The organism is Pseudomonas sp. B21-051, from assembly GCF_024748795.1.
Lineage (GTDB): Bacteria > Pseudomonadota > Gammaproteobacteria > Pseudomonadales > Pseudomonadaceae > Aquipseudomonas > Aquipseudomonas putida_A.
Map to the genome: position 1 here is coordinate 1 of NZ_CP087166.1, position 17096 is coordinate 17096.

Genomic DNA, 17096 nt, shown 5'->3' on the forward strand with positions numbered 1-17096 from the left:
GTGTCAGTGGAACTTTGGCAGCAGTGCGTGGAGCTTTTGCGCGAGGAGCTGCCTGCCCAACAATTCAACACCTGGATCCGTCCACTACAGGTCGAAGCCGAAGGCGACGAGTTGCGCGTCTACGCACCGAACCGTTTTGTGCTGGACTGGGTCAACGAAAAGTACCTCGGTCGCGTCCTTGAACTGCTGGATGAGCACGGCAACGGCATGGCGCCAGCGCTTTCCTTATTAATAGGCAGCAAACGCAGCTCGGCACCGCGTGCCGCGCCGAATGCGCCATTGGCCGCTGCGCAGGTGTCTCAGGCTCAGGCCAATACCGCGCCAGCCAGTGCCCCAGCCCCCGCTCCAAGTGCAGCCCCGGCCAAGCGCTCGACGCAGAAAACCGAGGAAGTCAGTGAAGAGCCGTCCCGCGACAGCTTTGACCCGATGGCCGGTGCAGCCTCGCAACAGGCCCCGGTTCGCGCCGAACAGCGCACGGTGCAGGTCGAAGGCGCGCTCAAGCACACCAGTTACCTGAACCGCACCTTCACCTTCGAGAATTTCGTCGAAGGCAAGTCCAACCAGCTTGCCCGCGCGGCGGCCTGGCAGGTGGCGGACAATCCCAAGCACGGCTACAACCCGCTGTTCCTTTATGGCGGCGTCGGCCTGGGTAAGACCCACTTGATGCACGCAGTGGGTAACCATCTATTAAAGAAGAACCCGAATGCCAAGGTCGTGTACCTGCATTCCGAGCGCTTCGTGGCCGACATGGTCAAGGCGCTGCAACTGAACGCGATCAACGAGTTCAAGCGTTTCTACCGTTCGGTGGACGCTCTGCTGATCGACGACATTCAGTTCTTCGCCCGTAAAGAGCGGTCCCAGGAAGAGTTTTTCCACACCTTCAACGCCCTGCTTGAAGGTGGCCAGCAGGTCATTCTCACCAGTGACCGCTACCCGAAAGAAATCGAAGGCCTTGAAGAGCGCCTCAAATCCCGCTTCGGCTGGGGCCTGACGGTTGCCGTCGAGCCGCCGGAGCTGGAAACCCGCGTGGCGATCTTGATGAAAAAGGCCGACCAGGCCAAAGTCGAGTTGCCTCACGACGCGGCGTTCTTCATTGCTCAGCGAATTCGTTCCAATGTCCGCGAGCTGGAAGGTGCGCTGAAACGCGTGATCGCCCACTCGCACTTCATGGGCCGCGACATCACCATCGAGTTGATTCGCGAATCCCTGAAGGACTTGTTGGCACTGCAGGACAAACTGGTCTCTGTGGATAACATTCAGCGCACCGTCGCCGAGTACTACAAGATCAAGATCTCCGACCTGCTGTCCAAGCGCCGTTCGCGCTCGGTGGCACGTCCGCGTCAGGTGGCCATGGCACTGTCCAAGGAGCTGACTAACCACAGCCTGCCGGAAATCGGCGATGTATTTGGTGGTCGCGACCACACGACGGTATTGCACGCCTGCCGCAAGATCAACGAACTTAAGGAATCCGACGCGGACATCCGCGAGGACTACAAGAACCTGCTGCGTACACTGACCACTTGATGAACACCAGCGCAGCTTATTAAGGCAAGGGACTAGACCATGCATTTCACCATTCAACGCGAAGCCCTGTTGAAACCCCTGCAACTGGTCGCAGGCGTCGTCGAGCGCCGACAGACCTTGCCGGTACTGTCCAACGTGCTGCTGGTCGTCGATGGCCAGCAACTGTCGCTGACCGGTACCGACCTGGAAGTCGAGCTGGTCGGTCGCGTGCAACTCGAAGAGCCGGCCGAAACCGGTTCCATCACCGTGCCTGCGCGCAAGCTGATGGACATCTGCAAGAGCCTGCCCAACGACGCGCTGATCGACATCAAGGTCGACGAGCAGAAGCTGGTCGTGAAGGCCGGTCGTAGCCGTTTCACCCTGTCGACCCTGCCGGCCAACGATTTCCCGACGGTTGAAGAAGGCCCGGGTTCGCTGACCTGCAGCCTGGAGCAGAGCAAACTGCGTCGACTGATCGAACGCACCAGCTTCGCCATGGCCCAGCAGGACGTGCGCTACTACCTCAACGGCATGCTGCTGGAAGTCTCGGCCGGTGTGATCCGCGCCGTGGCAACCGACGGTCACCGTCTGGCCATGTGCTCGATGCAGGCCGATATCGGTCAGCCGGATCGCCACCAGGTGATCGTGCCTCGTAAAGGTATCCTCGAACTGGCGCGTCTGCTCACCGAGCCGGACGGCAACGTCAGCATCGTTCTGGGTCAGCACCACATCCGCGCCACCACCGGCGAATTCACCTTCACCTCGAAGTTGGTCGACGGCAAGTTCCCGGATTACGAGCGCGTTCTGCCGAAGGGCGGCGACAAGCTGGTACTGGGCGATCGTCAGGCCCTGCGTGAAGCGTTCAGCCGTACCGCAATTCTGTCCAACGAGAAATACCGTGGTATCCGTCTGCAACTGGCTAACGGTCAGTTGAAGATCCAGGCCAACAACCCGGAGCAGGAAGAAGCGGAAGAAGAAGTGGGCGTTGAATACAACGGCGGTTCGCTGGAAATCGGCTTCAACGTGAGCTACCTGCTCGACGTGCTGGGCGTGATGACCACCGAACAGGTTCGCCTGATCCTGTCCGACTCCAACAGCAGTGCGCTGGTGCAAGAGTCCGACAATGACGACTCGGCTTATGTTGTCATGCCGATGCGTCTGTAATCAGCTGATCCTGGATGTCCTTAAGTCGTGTTTCGGTCACCGCGGTGCGCAATCTGCACCCGGTGACCTTCTCCCCCTCCCCCCGCATCAACATTCTTTACGGCGCCAACGGCAGCGGCAAAACCAGTGTTCTGGAAGCCATTCATCTGCTGGGGCTTGCCCGTTCGTTTCGTAGCACGCGGCTGTTGCCGGTCATCCAGTACGAGCAACTCGCCTGCACCGTGTTCGGTCAGGTCGAATTGGCCGAGGGTGGCCACAGCGCGTTGGGGATATCTCGCGACCGTCAGGGCGAGTTTCAGATCCGCATCGACGGGCAGAACGCTCGCAGTGCCGCGCAACTGGCCGAGATCCTGCCGCTGCAACTGATCAACCCCGACAGCTTCCGCCTGCTCGAAGGTGCGCCGAAGATTCGCCGGCAGTTTCTCGATTGGGGCGTGTTCCACGTCGAACCGCGTTTCATGGCGACCTGGCAGCGTTTGCAGAAGGCCTTGCGCCAGAGAAACTCCTGGCTGCGGCATGGTACACTTGACGCCGTTTCGCAAGCGGTTTGGGACAGGGAACTGTGCCAGGCCAGCGCTGAAATCGATGAATACCGCCGCGCTTACATCAAAGCCTTGAAACCAGTCTTTGAACAAACCTTGAGCGAACTGGTTGAGCTTGAAGGTTTGACGCTCAGCTATTACCGAGGCTGGGACAAGGACCGGGAATTGAGTGCCGTACTGGCTGGCTCCGTACAACGGGACCAGCAAATGGGTCATACCCAGGCCGGACCGCAACGGGCTGATTTGCGCCTTAGATTGGGCGCACACAATGCCGCGGACATCTTGTCCCGGGGTCAGCAGAAGCTGGTGGTTTGTGCTTTGCGAATTGCCCAGGGGCATCTGGTGAGCCAGGCCCGACGCGGCCAGTGTATTTATCTGGTGGATGACTTGCCGTCCGAGCTGGACGAGAGCCACCGTCGTGCGCTGTGCCGCTTGCTGGAAGACTTACGCTGCCAGGTGTTCATCACTTGTGTAGATCACGAATTATTGAGGGAAGGCTGGCAGACGGAAACGCCAGTCGCTCTGTTCCACGTGGAACAGGGCCGTATCACCCAGACCCACGACCATCGGGAGTGAAGGCATTGAGCGAAGAAAATACGTACGACTCAACGAGCATTAAAGTGCTGAAAGGCCTGGATGCCGTACGCAAACGTCCCGGTATGTACATTGGTGACACCGACGATGGCAGCGGTCTGCACCACATGGTGTTCGAGGTGGTCGACAACTCGATCGACGAAGCCCTCGCCGGCCACTGCGACGACATCAGCATCATCATTCACCCGGATGAGTCCATCACCGTCAAAGACAACGGCCGTGGCATCCCGGTAGACGTGCACAAAGAGGAAGGCGTTTCCGCCGCTGAGGTCATCATGACCGTCCTCCACGCGGGCGGTAAGTTCGACGATAACTCCTACAAGGTATCCGGCGGTCTGCACGGTGTAGGTGTGTCGGTAGTGAACGCCCTGTCCGAAGAGTTGGTACTGACCGTACGCCGCAGCGGCAAGATCTGGGAACAGACCTACGTCCACGGTGTACCTCAGGCGCCGATGGCGATCGTTGGCGACAGCGAAACCACCGGTACCCAGATCCACTTCAAGGCTTCCAGCGAAACCTTCAAAAACATTCACTTCAGCTGGGACATCCTGGCCAAGCGCATTCGTGAACTGTCCTTCCTCAACTCCGGTGTCGGCATCGTCCTCAAGGATGAGCGCAGCGGCAAGGAAGAGCTGTTCAAGTACGAAGGCGGCCTGCGTGCATTCGTTGAATACCTGAACACCAACAAGACTGCGGTCAACCAGGTGTTCCACTTCAACATCCAGCGTGAAGACGGCATCGGCGTGGAAATCGCCCTGCAGTGGAACGACAGCTTCAACGAGAACCTGTTGTGCTTCACCAACAACATTCCGCAGCGCGACGGCGGTACTCACCTGGTGGGCTTCCGTTCCGCACTGACGCGTAACCTGAACAACTACATCGAGCAGGAAGGTCTGGCGAAGAAGCACAAAGTCGCCACCACCGGTGACGATGCCCGTGAAGGCCTGACCGCGATCATCTCGGTAAAAGTGCCGGATCCGAAGTTCAGCTCGCAGACCAAAGACAAGCTGGTGTCTTCCGAAGTGAAGACCGCGGTCGAGCAGGAGATGGGCAAGTACTTCTCCGACTTCTTGCTGGAAAACCCGAACGAAGCCAAGCTGGTCGTCGGCAAGATGATCGACGCGGCCCGTGCCCGTGAAGCGGCGCGCAAGGCCCGTGAGATGACCCGCCGCAAAGGCGCGCTGGACATCGCCGGCCTGCCGGGCAAGCTCGCTGACTGCCAGGAAAAAGACCCTGCGCTGTCCGAACTGTACCTCGTGGAAGGTGACTCCGCGGGCGGCTCTGCCAAGCAGGGACGTAACCGCAAGACCCAGGCGATCCTGCCGCTGAAGGGCAAGATCCTCAACGTCGAGAAAGCACGCTTCGACAAGATGATCTCGTCCCAGGAAGTGGGCACGCTGATCACCGCACTGGGCTGCGGCATCGGTCGCGAAGAGTACAACATCGACAAGCTGCGCTATCACAACATCATCATCATGACCGATGCTGACGTCGACGGTTCGCACATCCGTACCCTGCTGCTGACCTTTTTCTTCCGTCAGTTGCCGGAGCTGATCGAGCGCGGCTACATCTACATCGCCCAGCCGCCGCTGTACAAGGTCAAGAAAGGCAAGCAAGAGCAATACATCAAAGACGACGACGCCATGGAAGAGTACATGACGCAGTCGGCCCTGGAAGATGCGAGCCTGCACCTGAACGAAGAGGCCCCGGGCATTTCCGGTGAAGCGCTGGAGCGTCTGGTTAACGACTTCCGCATGGTGATGAAGACCCTCAAGCGTCTGTCGCGCCTGTACCCGCAGGAGCTGACCGAACACTTCATCTACCTGCCGGCCGTGAGCCTGGAAATGCTCGGCGACCACGCCAAGATGCAGGACTGGCTGGCTCAGTACGAAGTGCGTCTGCGCACCGTCGAGAAGTCGGGCCTGGTCTACAAGGCCAGCCTGCGTGAAGACCGTGAACGCGGCGTTTGGCTGCCAGAGGTCGAGCTGATCTCCCACGGCCTGTCGAACTACGTCACCTTCAACCGCGACTTCTTCGGCAGCAACGACTACAAGACCGTCGTCACCCTCGGCGCTCAACTGAGCACCCTGCTCGACGAAGGCGCGTACATCCAGCGTGGTGAGCGCAAGAAAGCCGTCACCGAGTTCAAGGAAGCCCTCGACTGGCTGATGGCTGAAAGCACCAAGCGCCACACCATCCAGCGCTACAAAGGTCTGGGCGAAATGAACCCGGATCAGCTGTGGGAAACCACCATGGACCCAAGCGTGCGCCGCATGCTGAAAGTCACCATCGAAGACGCCATTGGCGCGGATCAGATCTTCAATACCCTGATGGGTGATGCAGTCGAACCTCGCCGTGATTTCATCGAGAGCAATGCGCTGGCGGTGTCCAACCTGGATTTCTAAGGTTGCCGACGCTGCTCAGGAAAAGCCCGCGCAAGCGGGCTTTTTTTTGCGTTCAATTTCGTCTTGAGGCGCGATACGATGCGGCTCTTCCGTCGCAGACAGGCGGCGGCCGGATTGTAGAAAAACGACTAAAAAAAGAGCAATCAATTGACTCATCAATGCGTAACGAAGGATTCCGTTAGACGTCCATGGGTCAATGCGTTGCCCCTGCTGCTGGGGGTTGTGGCGTTTTTTATCGTCATCGGCCCCAGGGCGTTGAACCCGCAGAATATTGCATGGCTGGGCAGTGGTGATCCGGCCACGCACTATCTGGGTTGGGTGTTCTTCAGACACTCGCCCTGGTCGTGGCCGCTGGGGCTCAATCCTTCGTATGGATTGGAGCTGAGCAGCGCGATCATCTTCTCGGACTCGAACCCGCTGCTGGCGTTGATCTTCAAACCTTTTGCCGCGTGGCTACCCGAACCCTTTCAATACTTGGGCCTCTGGCTGCTGCTATGTTTTGTGCTACAGGGCTGGTTCGCCTGGAAGCTTATGGGCCTGGTCACCATCAATACTGCGCTGCGCTTGCTGGGCGCAGCGCTGTTTCTGTTCAACCCGGCGCTGATTTCGAGGATGGGCGAGCATTTGTCCCTGGCCGGGCATTTCCTGATCCTGGCTGCGTTGTATCTATCCCTGCGTCCACACACCGAGCGGCGCCGTCTGGCTTGGGGCACGTTGTTGGCGGTCACCGCTTTGATACACGCTTATTTATTGGCGATGGTGGGTTTGATCTGGCTGGCCGACCTGCTGGCCCGTTCCTCGAAGCGGCAATTGCAGCTGAAAAACGCGTTTTTCGAACTGTTCAGCCTTCTGCTGCTGACAGGTTTGTGTTGCTGGCAGGCGGGCTATTTCACCGTCGAAGGGGACGGACTGGCCTCTTTCGGATTCGGACTGTTTCGTGCCAATGCGCTGACGTTCTTCGACCCAGCCGGATGGTCTTACATCCTCGGCGATATACCCGGCGTACCCGGGGATTCGGCCGGCATGGCTTTTCCGGGATTGGGGGTCCTGTTCCTGCTTGCTTGTGCGTTGTGGTGCATGTACTCAGGCGACAGCCCTGTCATGGCAGTGATGCGCGAACGGTGGTTATTGCTCTTGGCTCTGCTGGGATTGATGCTTTTCGCGTTCTCCAACAGGGTCGGTGTCGGACCGTTCGAGTTCGTTTTCTGGTTGCCTGACCCCGTCATTTCCATGGCCGGTATTTTCCGTGCGTCGGGGCGGATGATCTGGCCGGTCATGTATGCGGCGATCTTCGCTGTGGTGTGCCTGATGGTGCGTAACACTGCGCCGCGAACCGCGCTTGTGCTGCTGGCGATTGCACTGCTGGTGCAGATCACTGACACCCGTGCCGGTTGGGAACACATTCGCCATCAACTGATGGTCACGCCTGCTGCAACGTGGAACACCCGGATGGTCGACCCGTTCTGGCAAAACGCGGCGACGCACTATCAGAAGGTCCGCTATGTGGTTCCGCAAAACCTGACAACCCATTGGATGACCCTCTCGGATTATGCAGGCAGAAACCACCTCGCCACGGATGCCGTGTACCTGGGCCGAGTGAGCGCGCAAGCTCAGGACAACCTGCAACTGGCGGCCACGAGGGCCATCGACTCCGGCAAGTTTGCACACGACACCCTCTATGTGCTCGAACAGCGCTCTGCCCTGCAAGCGACGGTCAGCATCAATCACGACAGCGATGTGCTGGCAAAGGTTGACGGCTTCTACGTGCTGGCACCGGGCTGGAAGCAGTGCTCCGGCTGTCCGCCAATCACCGATGAGTCCCGGACATTGATTCCTTCATTGGGTGCAGGTGAAAAGCTGCAGTTCATGGAGGGCAGCCCCGGGGTCCAGGCGCTGGCCAAAGGCTGGTGGTTTGCCGAGGCTTGGGGCACCGGGTCGGTTGGAACGGATGCCGAAATTATCCTGCGGCCCAAGACTGGCTTGAGTTCGCTGACACTTGAAACCAACGCCTTCCTGGCTGAGAAACACCCGCGCCAAGCGGTGGAGATCAGCATCAATAACGTGCCGCTACTTTCCACCAGCCTGACCAATGCCACCGCCAACACAATCAATATCAGCCTGCCCGCCCACGTGCAGGCACTGGTCGCGCAGCAAGGTGTGTTGCGGATTCAGATGCATTTCCCGCTGGCAATCAGCCCGCATGACCTGGGCTGGAGCGAAGACACCCGCAAACTGGCGATCGGCTTGCTGGCGCTGACCTTTCATTGATCAAGGGGGCCAACGCAATGCTGTTGGCCTGCCCTTCTCACTCGCTTGTCGCTGCGACGCTCTCCAACCGATATCCATACCCATAAATCGTCAGCAACTGCCAACCCCGATCCGCCGTCAGCCCCAGCTTGTTGCGCAGGCGATAGATGTGCGTATCCAGCGGCCGTGACGACGCCACTTCTTCGTGGGGCCAGAAGCGTTCATACAGGTACTCCCGCGACAATGGCCGACCCAGGTTACTGAACAGGCAGCGCGCCAGGCGGTATTCACGCTCCGTCATGACCACCGCCTTGCCCTCGCGGGTGACGCTCAGTTCGGCATCGTCGAAGGTCAGGTCATTGAAGCTCAGGACCTCGGCAGCGCTATTGCGTTGCTGGCTGTGCCGGCGCAGTACAGCGGCGACTCGGGCTTTCAGCTCGTTGGGGCGGAAAGGTTTGCTGACGTAATCGTCGGCACCGGCGTTCAGCGCCTGGACGATATCGCTTTCGCCGTCGCGGCTGGTCAGCATGATCGCGGCGGGTGGCGACTCCATGTGTTCGCGGGTCCAGCGCAGCAGCGCCAGGCCGGTCAGATCGGGCAGTTGCCAGTCGAGGATCAGCAGGTCGAAGGTGTCCCGGCGCAATTGGCGCAACAGGTCCTCGCCCCGTTCAAAGCTGTGCAACGACCAAGGCTGGTCTCCCTCCGCAGCCATCTGCTGCAGGGTTTGCTCGACCCGACGCAGTTCGGCGGGTTCATCGTCCAGTATCGCAACGCGCATACGCGTGGGTTCCTTGTTGCTTGGGCAGTGGCCGGCAACCATAAGCGCTCGGCCTGTGCAGTAAAAGTAAGCAGTCCACCATCGGTCGACGTCCGCTATGATTCTTCGGATCTACATCCTCAGACCTGTGGCCCATGAAACCATTCACTGTCCTGCCCTGTTTGTCATGAATAGCCCGCGTCGGCGTGAAAGCCGCGAGCCGAGTCAGGTCCAGCGCCTGTTTCGACGGCTGGTGCGTGAGTGGTTGTGGATAAGTCTAGTGCTGTTGCCGCTGACTGCCTTGTTGTCGTATCGCGCGCAGATCAATCTGCATGACGTGGTACCGATGTGGAGTGCGCTGCTTTCGGTAGGGCTGGTAGCCTGCGTACTCGGATTGCTGCTGTGGCGCCCGCGCTGGGCGATCTGGGTGACATCGTGCGGTGTGGCTTGTGTGCTGCTGACCAGCGCCGGGCTGGCGGAAGTTCGGCACTGGTGGTCACCGACGCCAGCTGCGCTGGGCATGTTGTTCGGCTACCTGATCTGGAACTGGCGGCGCCTGAGTGTGGTGTTGACGTACTTTGGCTGGGAGCTGGCGCGGCTGGACCGCGAGCCGAAAGTGTTCCCCGAACGGCGCCGCGCAAAATTCACCAGCGCAGACCAGTTACAGGGGCAGATCATGGCACTGGAACAAGCCATGAGCCGCACGCGCGATACCCGGCGCTTCATTGCCGACGGTCTTGAATACCTGCCGGTGGCAACACTGATCAGCGATCCCAAAGGGCAGATCCTGTTGGGTAACCGCAAGGCCCGGGTATTGTTCGATCACCCGCTGGTGGGCGAGGACGTTCTTGAGCAATTGGCCCGCCTCGGTTATCCGGAATTATCCACAGCACCATACCCGGCCTTATCAGCCCTGCCCTTGCTGGAGTTTCGCGATCACAAGGAACGCAGCCTGCGTCTGGAGCGTGCGGCACTGTTGCCGGTGGATGGCGATACGCCGATCGGCTGGCTACTGAGCCTCACCGACCTGAGCGCCGAACGCGCTGCCGAAGAACAGCGCGGGGTCTTGCTGCGGTTTCTTTCCCACGATCTGCGCGCCCCGCATTCGGCGATTTTGGCCCTGCTCGATGTGCATCGCCATCAAGCCGGAGCAGATTCACCGCTGTTCGAGCAGATCGAGCGCCAGGTACGCCGGGCGCTCGATCTGACTGACGGTTTCGTTCTGCTGGCGCGGGCCGAGTCCGAGGCTTATCAGTTCCAGCCCAGTCTGTTCGCGATGCTGGTGCTGGACGTGCTGGATCAGGCGCTGCCCATCGCCCAGCAGAAAAGCATCAAACTGCTGCACACGATGGACGAACAATCCCAGGAGCGTCTGATCAACGCTGACCAAGGTTTGCTGACCCGCGCCTTGTTCAACCTGTTGGAAAACGCCATCAAGTATAGCCCGGCCGGCACCTCGATCGAGTTGAGTGTCAGTTGCCAAGGCGAGTGGCTGTGCTGTGAATTGACCGACCAGGGCAAAGGCATTGCCGCCGAGGAGCTGCCGGATCTGTTCACCCAGTATCGGCGCTTTTCGTCGGCGCAGGGGATTGATGGCGTCGGGTTGGGGCTGTCGATGGTCAAGGCAGTGGTCGATCATCATGGCGGTAACATCGAGTGCCACAGCATCGTCGATCAAGGCACCACGTTCCGGCTGCAGCTACCGCTGATCGCCGAGTGAACAGGCACAAAAAAACCGGCTATATCAGCCGGTTTTTTTACTTCCGAAAAAAACTTATGCACCTTTTACGATGTTTTATGAGCTTGAGAAATATATAAGAAAATCAATCGGTTACTTTCAACATTCAGGCTTTTTCAACAAAACCGTACACAGGTTATCCACAAAATCTCAGACAGCCACCTGATCATTCGCGGCAGGCGCCTGCGGTGCTGGTGGCAGCGAACCCATTTCGCGCTGGGTCTGTTCGTTCCAGGCCTGTACCCGGTCGTTCAGATCGGCGATGGCGCGCGGGCCAGTGCCTTCGGCATACATCGGCTCGCCGATGACCACGCTGATCACGCCCGGCGTCTTGCCCCAGCCGATTTTCGGCCAGAATTTGCCGGCATTGTGTGCAATCGGCAGTATCGGAAGCGCCGCATTCACCGCCAACGCGCTGCCACTGCGCGAGAACTTGCCGACGGTGCCGTAAGGAACGCGGGTGCCTTCAGGGAAGATCAATACCCAGACGTTATCCTTGAGCAGTTCATCGCCCTTGGCCGCGACTTGTTTGAGCGCCGCTTTCGGGTTGTCGCGGTCAATCGCGATCGGCCGCAGCATGGCCATGGCCCAACCGAAGAACGGTACGTAGAGCAATTCACGCTTGAGCACCTGGCTCAAGGGCGAGAAATAAGCAGAGAGAAAGAACGTCTCCCAGGTGCTCTGGTGGTTCGACTGAATCACGCAGGGCCGATCCGGCACGTTTTCCGCGCCTTTGATCTCGTAACGAATGCCGAGAAACACCTTGGTCAACCACAAGGCGCAACGGCACCAGTACACGTTGATGAAACGATAACGCGCCTTGAACGGCAGAAAGGGCGCGATAAAAAAGCTCAGGCTGCACCACAGCAAGGCAGTGGTGCCCAGCAGCAGGTAAAAGAGAAAAATTCTGATGGCCTGCAGTATCGACATGGCGACGTTTACCGTTACGGGCGATGCCCGACTGTTCAAGCGCACTCCCGATCAATCCCTGGTCAGGAACTTCAGAAGCACTCTAGTTGTGGATAAGTTCTGCGGCAATCGCCGCCAGATCGTCAAAAATCAGGGTGCCGACCGGAAGGGTCTTGCCCAGAGTTTTTTCGCCTTTCCCGGTCTTTACCAAAACGGGCTGTGAATCGACGGCTTTGGCGGCCTCCAGGTCACCAAGGCTGTCGCCGACGAACCAGACATTCGTCAGCGTCACGTTGTAATGCGCCGCGATGGTTTGCAACATCCCCGGCTTCGGCTTGCGGCAATCGCAACCCTCGTCCGGACCATGCGGGCAGTACACGATCAGCCCGACTTCACCGCCCTGCTCCGCCACGAGCGCACGCAAGCGCGCGTGCATGGCGTCGAGGGTAGCGAGGTCGTAATAGCCGCGAGCAATGCCCGACTGGTTGGTGGCGACCGCCACCGTCCAGCCGGCCTTGCTCAACTGCGCAATCGCCTCGATCGAGCCGGGCAGTGGAATCCACTCCTCCACCGACTTGATGTAAGCGTCGGAGTCGTAATTGATCACTCCGTCCCGATCGAGAATCAGCAGTTTCAACAGCAATCCCTCAACCCAACAGCGAAATGTCGGCAACCCCGAGGAACAGGCCACGCAGACGCGCCAGCAGCGCGTAGCGGTTGGCCCGCACGTTGGCGTCTTCGGCATTGACCATGACGGCGTCGAAGAACGCGTCGACCGGCTCACGCAATGCCGCCAGACGTGCCAGCGACTCGTTGTACTGACGCGCTGCGGCCATCGGCTGCACCGCCTGATCCGCTTGTTGAATCGCCGAGTACAGCGAGAACTCGTTGGCGTTGTCGAAGTATTTGGCCTCGACCACGGTCGGCACCGAGCCTTCAACCTTGCTCAGCAGGTTCGATACACGCTTGTTGACCGCCGCCAGCGCTGCCGCTTCCGGCAGTTTGCGGAAGGCCTGAACCGCTTGCACACGCTGGTCGAAGTCCAGCGCCGAACCCGGCTTCAGGGCACGAACCGACAGGTAGGTGGCGACATCGACGCCTTCGTCCTCGTAACGCGCACGCAGGCGGTCGAAGATGAATTCCAGCACCGCGTCGTTCAGACCGGCAGCCTTGACCTTGGCACCGAACGCAGCAACGGCGAAAGCCACGGCGTCGTTCAGGTCCAGATCCAGTTGTTTCTCGATCAGGATGCGCAGCACGCCGAGGGCCGCACGGCGCAGGGCATACGGGTCTTTGCTGCCGGTCGGCAGCATGCCGATACCGAAGATGCCGACCAGGGTGTCGAGCTTGTCGGCGATCGCGACAGCCGCACCGGTCAGGGTCGCCGGCAGTTCAGCACCGGCACCGCGTGGCATATACTGCTCGTTCAGCGCCAGCGCGACGTCTTGCGGCTCGCCGTCATTGAGGGCGTAGTAGTAGCCGGCGACACCTTGCATCTCCGGGAACTCGCCGACCATTTCGGTGGCCAGGTCGCACTTCGACAGCAGGCCGGCACGGGCCGCCCACGAAGCGTTGCCGCCGATCCGCGCGGCAATGTAGGCCGCGAGTTTCGAAACGCGCTCGGCCTTGTCGTAGACGCTGCCGAGTTTTTCCTGGAACACCACGTTCTTCAGGCGATCATTGAAGGCTTCGAGCTTTTGCTTCTTGTCTTGCTTGAAGAAGAACTCGGCGTCGGTCAGGCGTGGGCGAACCACTTTCTCGTTACCGGCGATGATCTGCTGCGGGTCTTTGCTTTCGATGTTGGCGACGGTGATGAACCGTGGCAGCAACTTGCCGTCGGCATCCAGCAGGCAGAAGTACTTCTGGTTGTCCTGCATGGTGGTGATCAGTGCTTCCTGCGGCACGTCGAGGAAGCGTTCCTCGAACGAGCACACCAGCGGCACCGGCCACTCGACCAGCGCGGTCACTTCGTCGAGCAGCGCCGGCGGCACGATCGCGGTGCCTTCCTGACGGGTTGCCAGCTCTTCGGTGCGCTTGCTGATGATCTCGCGACGCTCGTTGGCATCGGCCAGGACATAAGCGGCACGCAGGTCGGCCAGGTAGCTCGACGGCGAACCGATGCGCACGCTTTCCGGGTGGTGGAAACGGTGACCACGGGAGTCGCGGCCAGCCTTCTGCGCGAGGATGGTGCAGTCGATGACCTGGTCACCGAGCAGCATGACCAACCACTGGGTCGGACGCACGAACTCTTCCTTGCGCGCACCCCAACGCATGCGTTTCGGGATCGGCAGGTCGTTCAGCGAATCTTCGACGATGGTCGGCAGCAGGCTCGCGGTCGGCTTGCCGGCGATGTTCTGGCTGTAGCGCAGTTTCGGACCGCTCTGGTCGATTTCGCTCAGCTCGACGCCGCACTTCTTGGCAAAGCCCAGGGCTGCCTGAGTCGGGTTGCCTTCAGCGTCGAACGCAGCCTGACGCGGCGGGCCGTCGAGGTTGATGCTGCGATCCGGTTGCTGGGTCGCCAGCGCCGTGATCAGCACCGCCAGACGACGCGGCGCGGCGTAGACGGTTTTGCTTTCGTAGCTCAGGCCGGCAGCTTGCAGGCCCTTGTCGATACCGGCGAGGAACGCTTCAGCCAGGGTGTTCAGGGCTTTTGGCGGCAGTTCTTCGGTGCCCAGTTCGACCAGAAAATCTTGCGCACTCATTGTGCAGCCTCCAGCTTGGCCAGTACTTCATCACGCAGGTCCGGGGTCGCCATCGGGAAGCCCAGCTTGGCGCGAGCCAGCAGGTAGGCTTGCGCAACGGAACGCGCCAGGGTGCGTACGCGCAGGATGTATTGCTGACGCGCGGTCACCGAGATCGCCCGGCGCGCGTCCAGCAGGTTGAAGGTGTGCGAGGCCTTCAGGACCATTTCGTAGCTTGGCAACGGCAGCGGCTGGTCGAGTTCGATCAGGCGCTTGGCTTCGCTTTCATAGAAATCGAACAGTTCGAACAGTTTGTCGACGTTGGCGTGTTCGAAGTTGTAGGTGGACTGCTCCACTTCGTTCTGGTGGAACACATCGCCGTAGGTCACCTTGCCGAACGGGCCGTCAGCCCAGACCAGGTCATAGACCGAGTCCACGCCCTGCAGGTACATGGCCAGACGCTCGAGACCGTAGGTGATTTCACCGGTGACCGGGTAGCACTCGATGCCGCCGGCCTGCTGGAAATAAGTGAACTGGGTCACTTCCATGCCGTTGAGCCAGACTTCCCAGCCCAGACCCCAGGCGCCCAGGGTCGGCGATTCCCAGTTGTCTTCGACGAAGCGGATGTCGTGGACCAGCGGGTCCAGGCCGACATGCTTGAGCGAGCCCAGGTACAGTTCCTGGAAGTTGTCCGGGTTCGGCTTCAGAACGACCTGGAACTGATAGTAGTGCTGCAGACGGTTCGGGTTTTCCCCGTAGCGGCCGTCAGTCGGACGGCGGCTTGGCTGCACGTACGCGGCGTTCCAGGTTTCCGGGCCGATGGCGCGCAGGAAGGTCGCGGTGTGGAAAGTGCCGGCGCCTACTTCCATATCGTAGGGCTGAAGTACCACACAACCTTGCTCGGCCCAGTATTGCTGGAGCGCGAGGATCAAGTCTTGGAAGGTACGCACGGCTGGCGTAGGCTGGCTCACGAAATTCACCTGTTTCTTGGGCTGCGATTTAAAGAGCGGGAGTATACCCGATTCGTTGCTGCGCACGCCCCCTGGAGCCTTATGCCACGCTGCTTTTGGTGTACCGAAGATCCGCTGTACATGGCTTATCACGATCAGGAGTGGGGCACGCCGCTACGCGATGCGCAGGGTTTGTTCGAGTTGCTTTTGCTCGAAGGGTTCCAGGCCGGGCTGTCGTGGATCACCGTGCTGCGTAAACGCGAGCGCTACCGCGAGGTGTTGTACGGCTTCGACGTGCAGCGCGTGGCGCAGATGAGCGACGCCGAAATCGATGAACTGATGCTCGATCCGGGGATCATCCGCAACCGCCTCAAACTCAATGCCGCCCGACGCAATGCCCAGGCCTGGATGGCGCTGGAGGATCCGGTGGCTTTCCTCTGGTCGTTCGTCGGCGGTCGACCGATCATCAATCATTTCAAGGATCGCAGCGAAGTCCCGGCGATCACCCCCGAAGCGCTGGCAATGAGCAAAGCCCTGAAAAAGGCCGGCTTCACCTTCGTCGGCCCGACCATTTGCTACGCACTGATGCAGGCTTCGGGCATGGTCATGGATCACACTCAGGACTGTGACCGCTACGCGCGGTTGGTCAACGGCGGTTAGAATGGCCGCCTCGCGCACAGCACAAAATCAGGAGTGACCTGTGGAAAAGTTTAAAGGCGCCTTGCTGGTAGGCGCTCTGCGGCTGTTTGCCCTGCTGCCATGGCGGGCCGTGCAGGCCGTGGGTTCGGCGATCGGCTGGATCATGTGGAAAACCCCCAACCGTTCCCGCGACGTGGTGCGGATCAACCTTTCCAAATGTTTTCCACAGATGGACCCGGCCGAACGTGAGCGTCTGGTCGGCCAGAGTCTGAAGGACATCGGCAAGTCGCTGACCGAAAGCGCCTGCGCGTGGATCTGGCCGGCGCAGCGTTCGATCGATCTGGTGCGCGAAGTCGAAGGCCTCGACATCCTCAAGGATGCGCTGGCCTCGGGCAAAGGCGTGGTCGGCATCACCAGCCACTTGGGCAACTGGGAAGTGCTCAACCACTTCTATTGCAGCCAGTGCAAACCGATCATTTTCTACCGCCCGCCGAAGCTCAAGGCGGTGGATGAATTGCTGCGCAAGCAACGCGTGCAACTGGGCAACAAGGTCGCTGCCTCCACCAAGGAAGGCATCCTCAGCGTCATCAAGGAAGTGCGCAAAGGTGGTGCAGTGGGCATTCCGGCTGACCCGGAGCCGGCCGAATCCGCCGGGATCTTCGTGCCGTTTTTCGCCACCCAGGCGCTGACCAGTAAATTCGTGCCGAACATGCTCGCCGGCGGCAAAGCGGTCGGGGTGTTCCTCCACGCTCTGCGCCTGCCGGATGGTTCGGGCTACAAAGTGATCCTCGAAGCGGCGCCAGAAGCCATGTACAGCACCGATACCGAGGAATCCTGCGCAGCGATGAGCAAAGTCGTTGAACGCTACGTTGCCGCGTATCCAAGCCAATACATGTGGAGCATGAAGCGCTTCAAGAAACGCCCACCCGGCGAAGAACGCTGGTACTGAGCAAGTTGGCACACTCTG

General features: G+C 60.0%; 13 protein-coding genes. 8 read left to right on the forward strand and 5 right to left on the reverse strand.

The window, feature by feature from the left end:
* The 5 genes from dnaA (at window position 1) to LOY52_RS00025 (ending at window position 8476) form a co-directional block, all read left to right on the forward strand.
* Complete coding sequence (gene dnaA / locus LOY52_RS00005) at window positions 1-1524, forward strand: chromosomal replication initiator protein DnaA (RefSeq protein WP_041073598.1); 1524 nt, start codon at window positions 1-3, stop codon at window positions 1522-1524.
* Window positions 1525-1563: 39 nt separating this feature from the next.
* A complete protein-coding gene (gene dnaN / locus LOY52_RS00010; protein WP_003220202.1) occupies window positions 1564-2667 on the forward strand; it encodes a DNA polymerase III subunit beta in 1104 nt (367 codons plus the stop codon).
* Between the two features lie 14 nt (window positions 2668-2681).
* Window positions 2682-3785, forward strand: coding sequence for a DNA replication/repair protein RecF (recF, locus tag LOY52_RS00015; protein WP_003220208.1), 1104 nt, complete (start codon window positions 2682-2684; stop codon window positions 3783-3785).
* 5 nt (window positions 3786-3790) lie between these two features.
* Window positions 3791-6208 (forward strand): DNA topoisomerase (ATP-hydrolyzing) subunit B, encoded by a 2418-nt coding sequence (gene gyrB / locus LOY52_RS00020; protein ID WP_007960764.1) that lies wholly within the window; start codon window positions 3791-3793, stop codon window positions 6206-6208.
* Window positions 6209-6409: 201 nt separating this feature from the next.
* Window positions 6410-8476 carry a DUF6311 domain-containing protein gene (locus LOY52_RS00025; protein ID WP_258677507.1) on the forward strand — a complete coding sequence of 689 codons (2067 nt, stop codon included), beginning with the start codon at window positions 6410-6412 and terminating at the stop codon, window positions 8474-8476.
* Between the two features lie 37 nt (window positions 8477-8513).
* On the opposite strand, the gene LOY52_RS00030 is transcribed toward LOY52_RS00025, so the two are convergent.
* Window positions 8514-9233 carry a response regulator transcription factor gene (locus LOY52_RS00030; protein WP_258677508.1) on the reverse strand — a complete coding sequence of 240 codons (720 nt, stop codon included), beginning with the start codon at window positions 9231-9233 and terminating at the stop codon, window positions 8514-8516.
* 166 nt (window positions 9234-9399) lie between these two features.
* On the opposite strand from LOY52_RS00030, the gene LOY52_RS00035 reads away from it, so the two are divergent.
* Window positions 9400-10932, forward strand: coding sequence for an ATP-binding protein (locus LOY52_RS00035; protein WP_258677511.1), 1533 nt, complete (start codon window positions 9400-9402; stop codon window positions 10930-10932).
* A 168-nt stretch (window positions 10933-11100) separates the two neighbouring features.
* Here LOY52_RS00035 and LOY52_RS00040 read toward each other — a convergent pair whose 3' ends face one another.
* The 4 genes from LOY52_RS00040 to glyQ all read right to left on the reverse strand — a co-directional run bounded on the left by LOY52_RS00040 (window position 11101) and on the right by glyQ (window position 15511).
* Window positions 11101-11880: a 1-acyl-sn-glycerol-3-phosphate acyltransferase gene (locus LOY52_RS00040; protein WP_258677513.1), complete on the reverse strand. Its 780-nt coding sequence runs from the start codon at window positions 11878-11880 to the stop codon at window positions 11101-11103.
* 82 nt (window positions 11881-11962) lie between these two features.
* Window positions 11963-12502 carry a D-glycero-beta-D-manno-heptose 1,7-bisphosphate 7-phosphatase gene (gene gmhB, locus LOY52_RS00045; protein WP_258677516.1) on the reverse strand — a complete coding sequence of 180 codons (540 nt, stop codon included), beginning with the start codon at window positions 12500-12502 and terminating at the stop codon, window positions 11963-11965.
* Window positions 12503-12506: 4 nt separating this feature from the next.
* The gene (gene glyS, locus LOY52_RS00050) at window positions 12507-14561 is read right to left on the reverse strand and encodes a glycine--tRNA ligase subunit beta (protein ID WP_258677518.1); all 2055 of its coding nucleotides are present in this window, start codon (window positions 14559-14561) and stop codon (window positions 12507-12509) included.
* Window positions 14558-15511 carry a glycine--tRNA ligase subunit alpha gene (glyQ, locus tag LOY52_RS00055; protein WP_003187265.1) on the reverse strand — a complete coding sequence of 318 codons (954 nt, stop codon included), beginning with the start codon at window positions 15509-15511 and terminating at the stop codon, window positions 14558-14560. Before glyQ ends, glyS begins: the two co-directional genes overlap by 4 nt.
* A gap of 81 nt (window positions 15512-15592) precedes the next feature.
* Between glyQ and LOY52_RS00060 the strand changes: the two genes are divergently transcribed.
* Together LOY52_RS00060 and LOY52_RS00065 are read left to right on the forward strand one after the other, a co-directional pair.
* Window positions 15593-16150 (forward strand): DNA-3-methyladenine glycosylase I, encoded by a 558-nt coding sequence (locus LOY52_RS00060; protein ID WP_258677521.1) that lies wholly within the window; start codon window positions 15593-15595, stop codon window positions 16148-16150.
* Between the two features lie 40 nt (window positions 16151-16190).
* On the forward strand, window positions 16191-17078 hold the full coding sequence (locus tag LOY52_RS00065) for a lysophospholipid acyltransferase (protein ID WP_258677523.1): 888 nt from the start codon (window positions 16191-16193) through the stop codon (window positions 17076-17078).
* The last annotated feature ends 18 nt before the right edge of the window (window positions 17079-17096 follow it).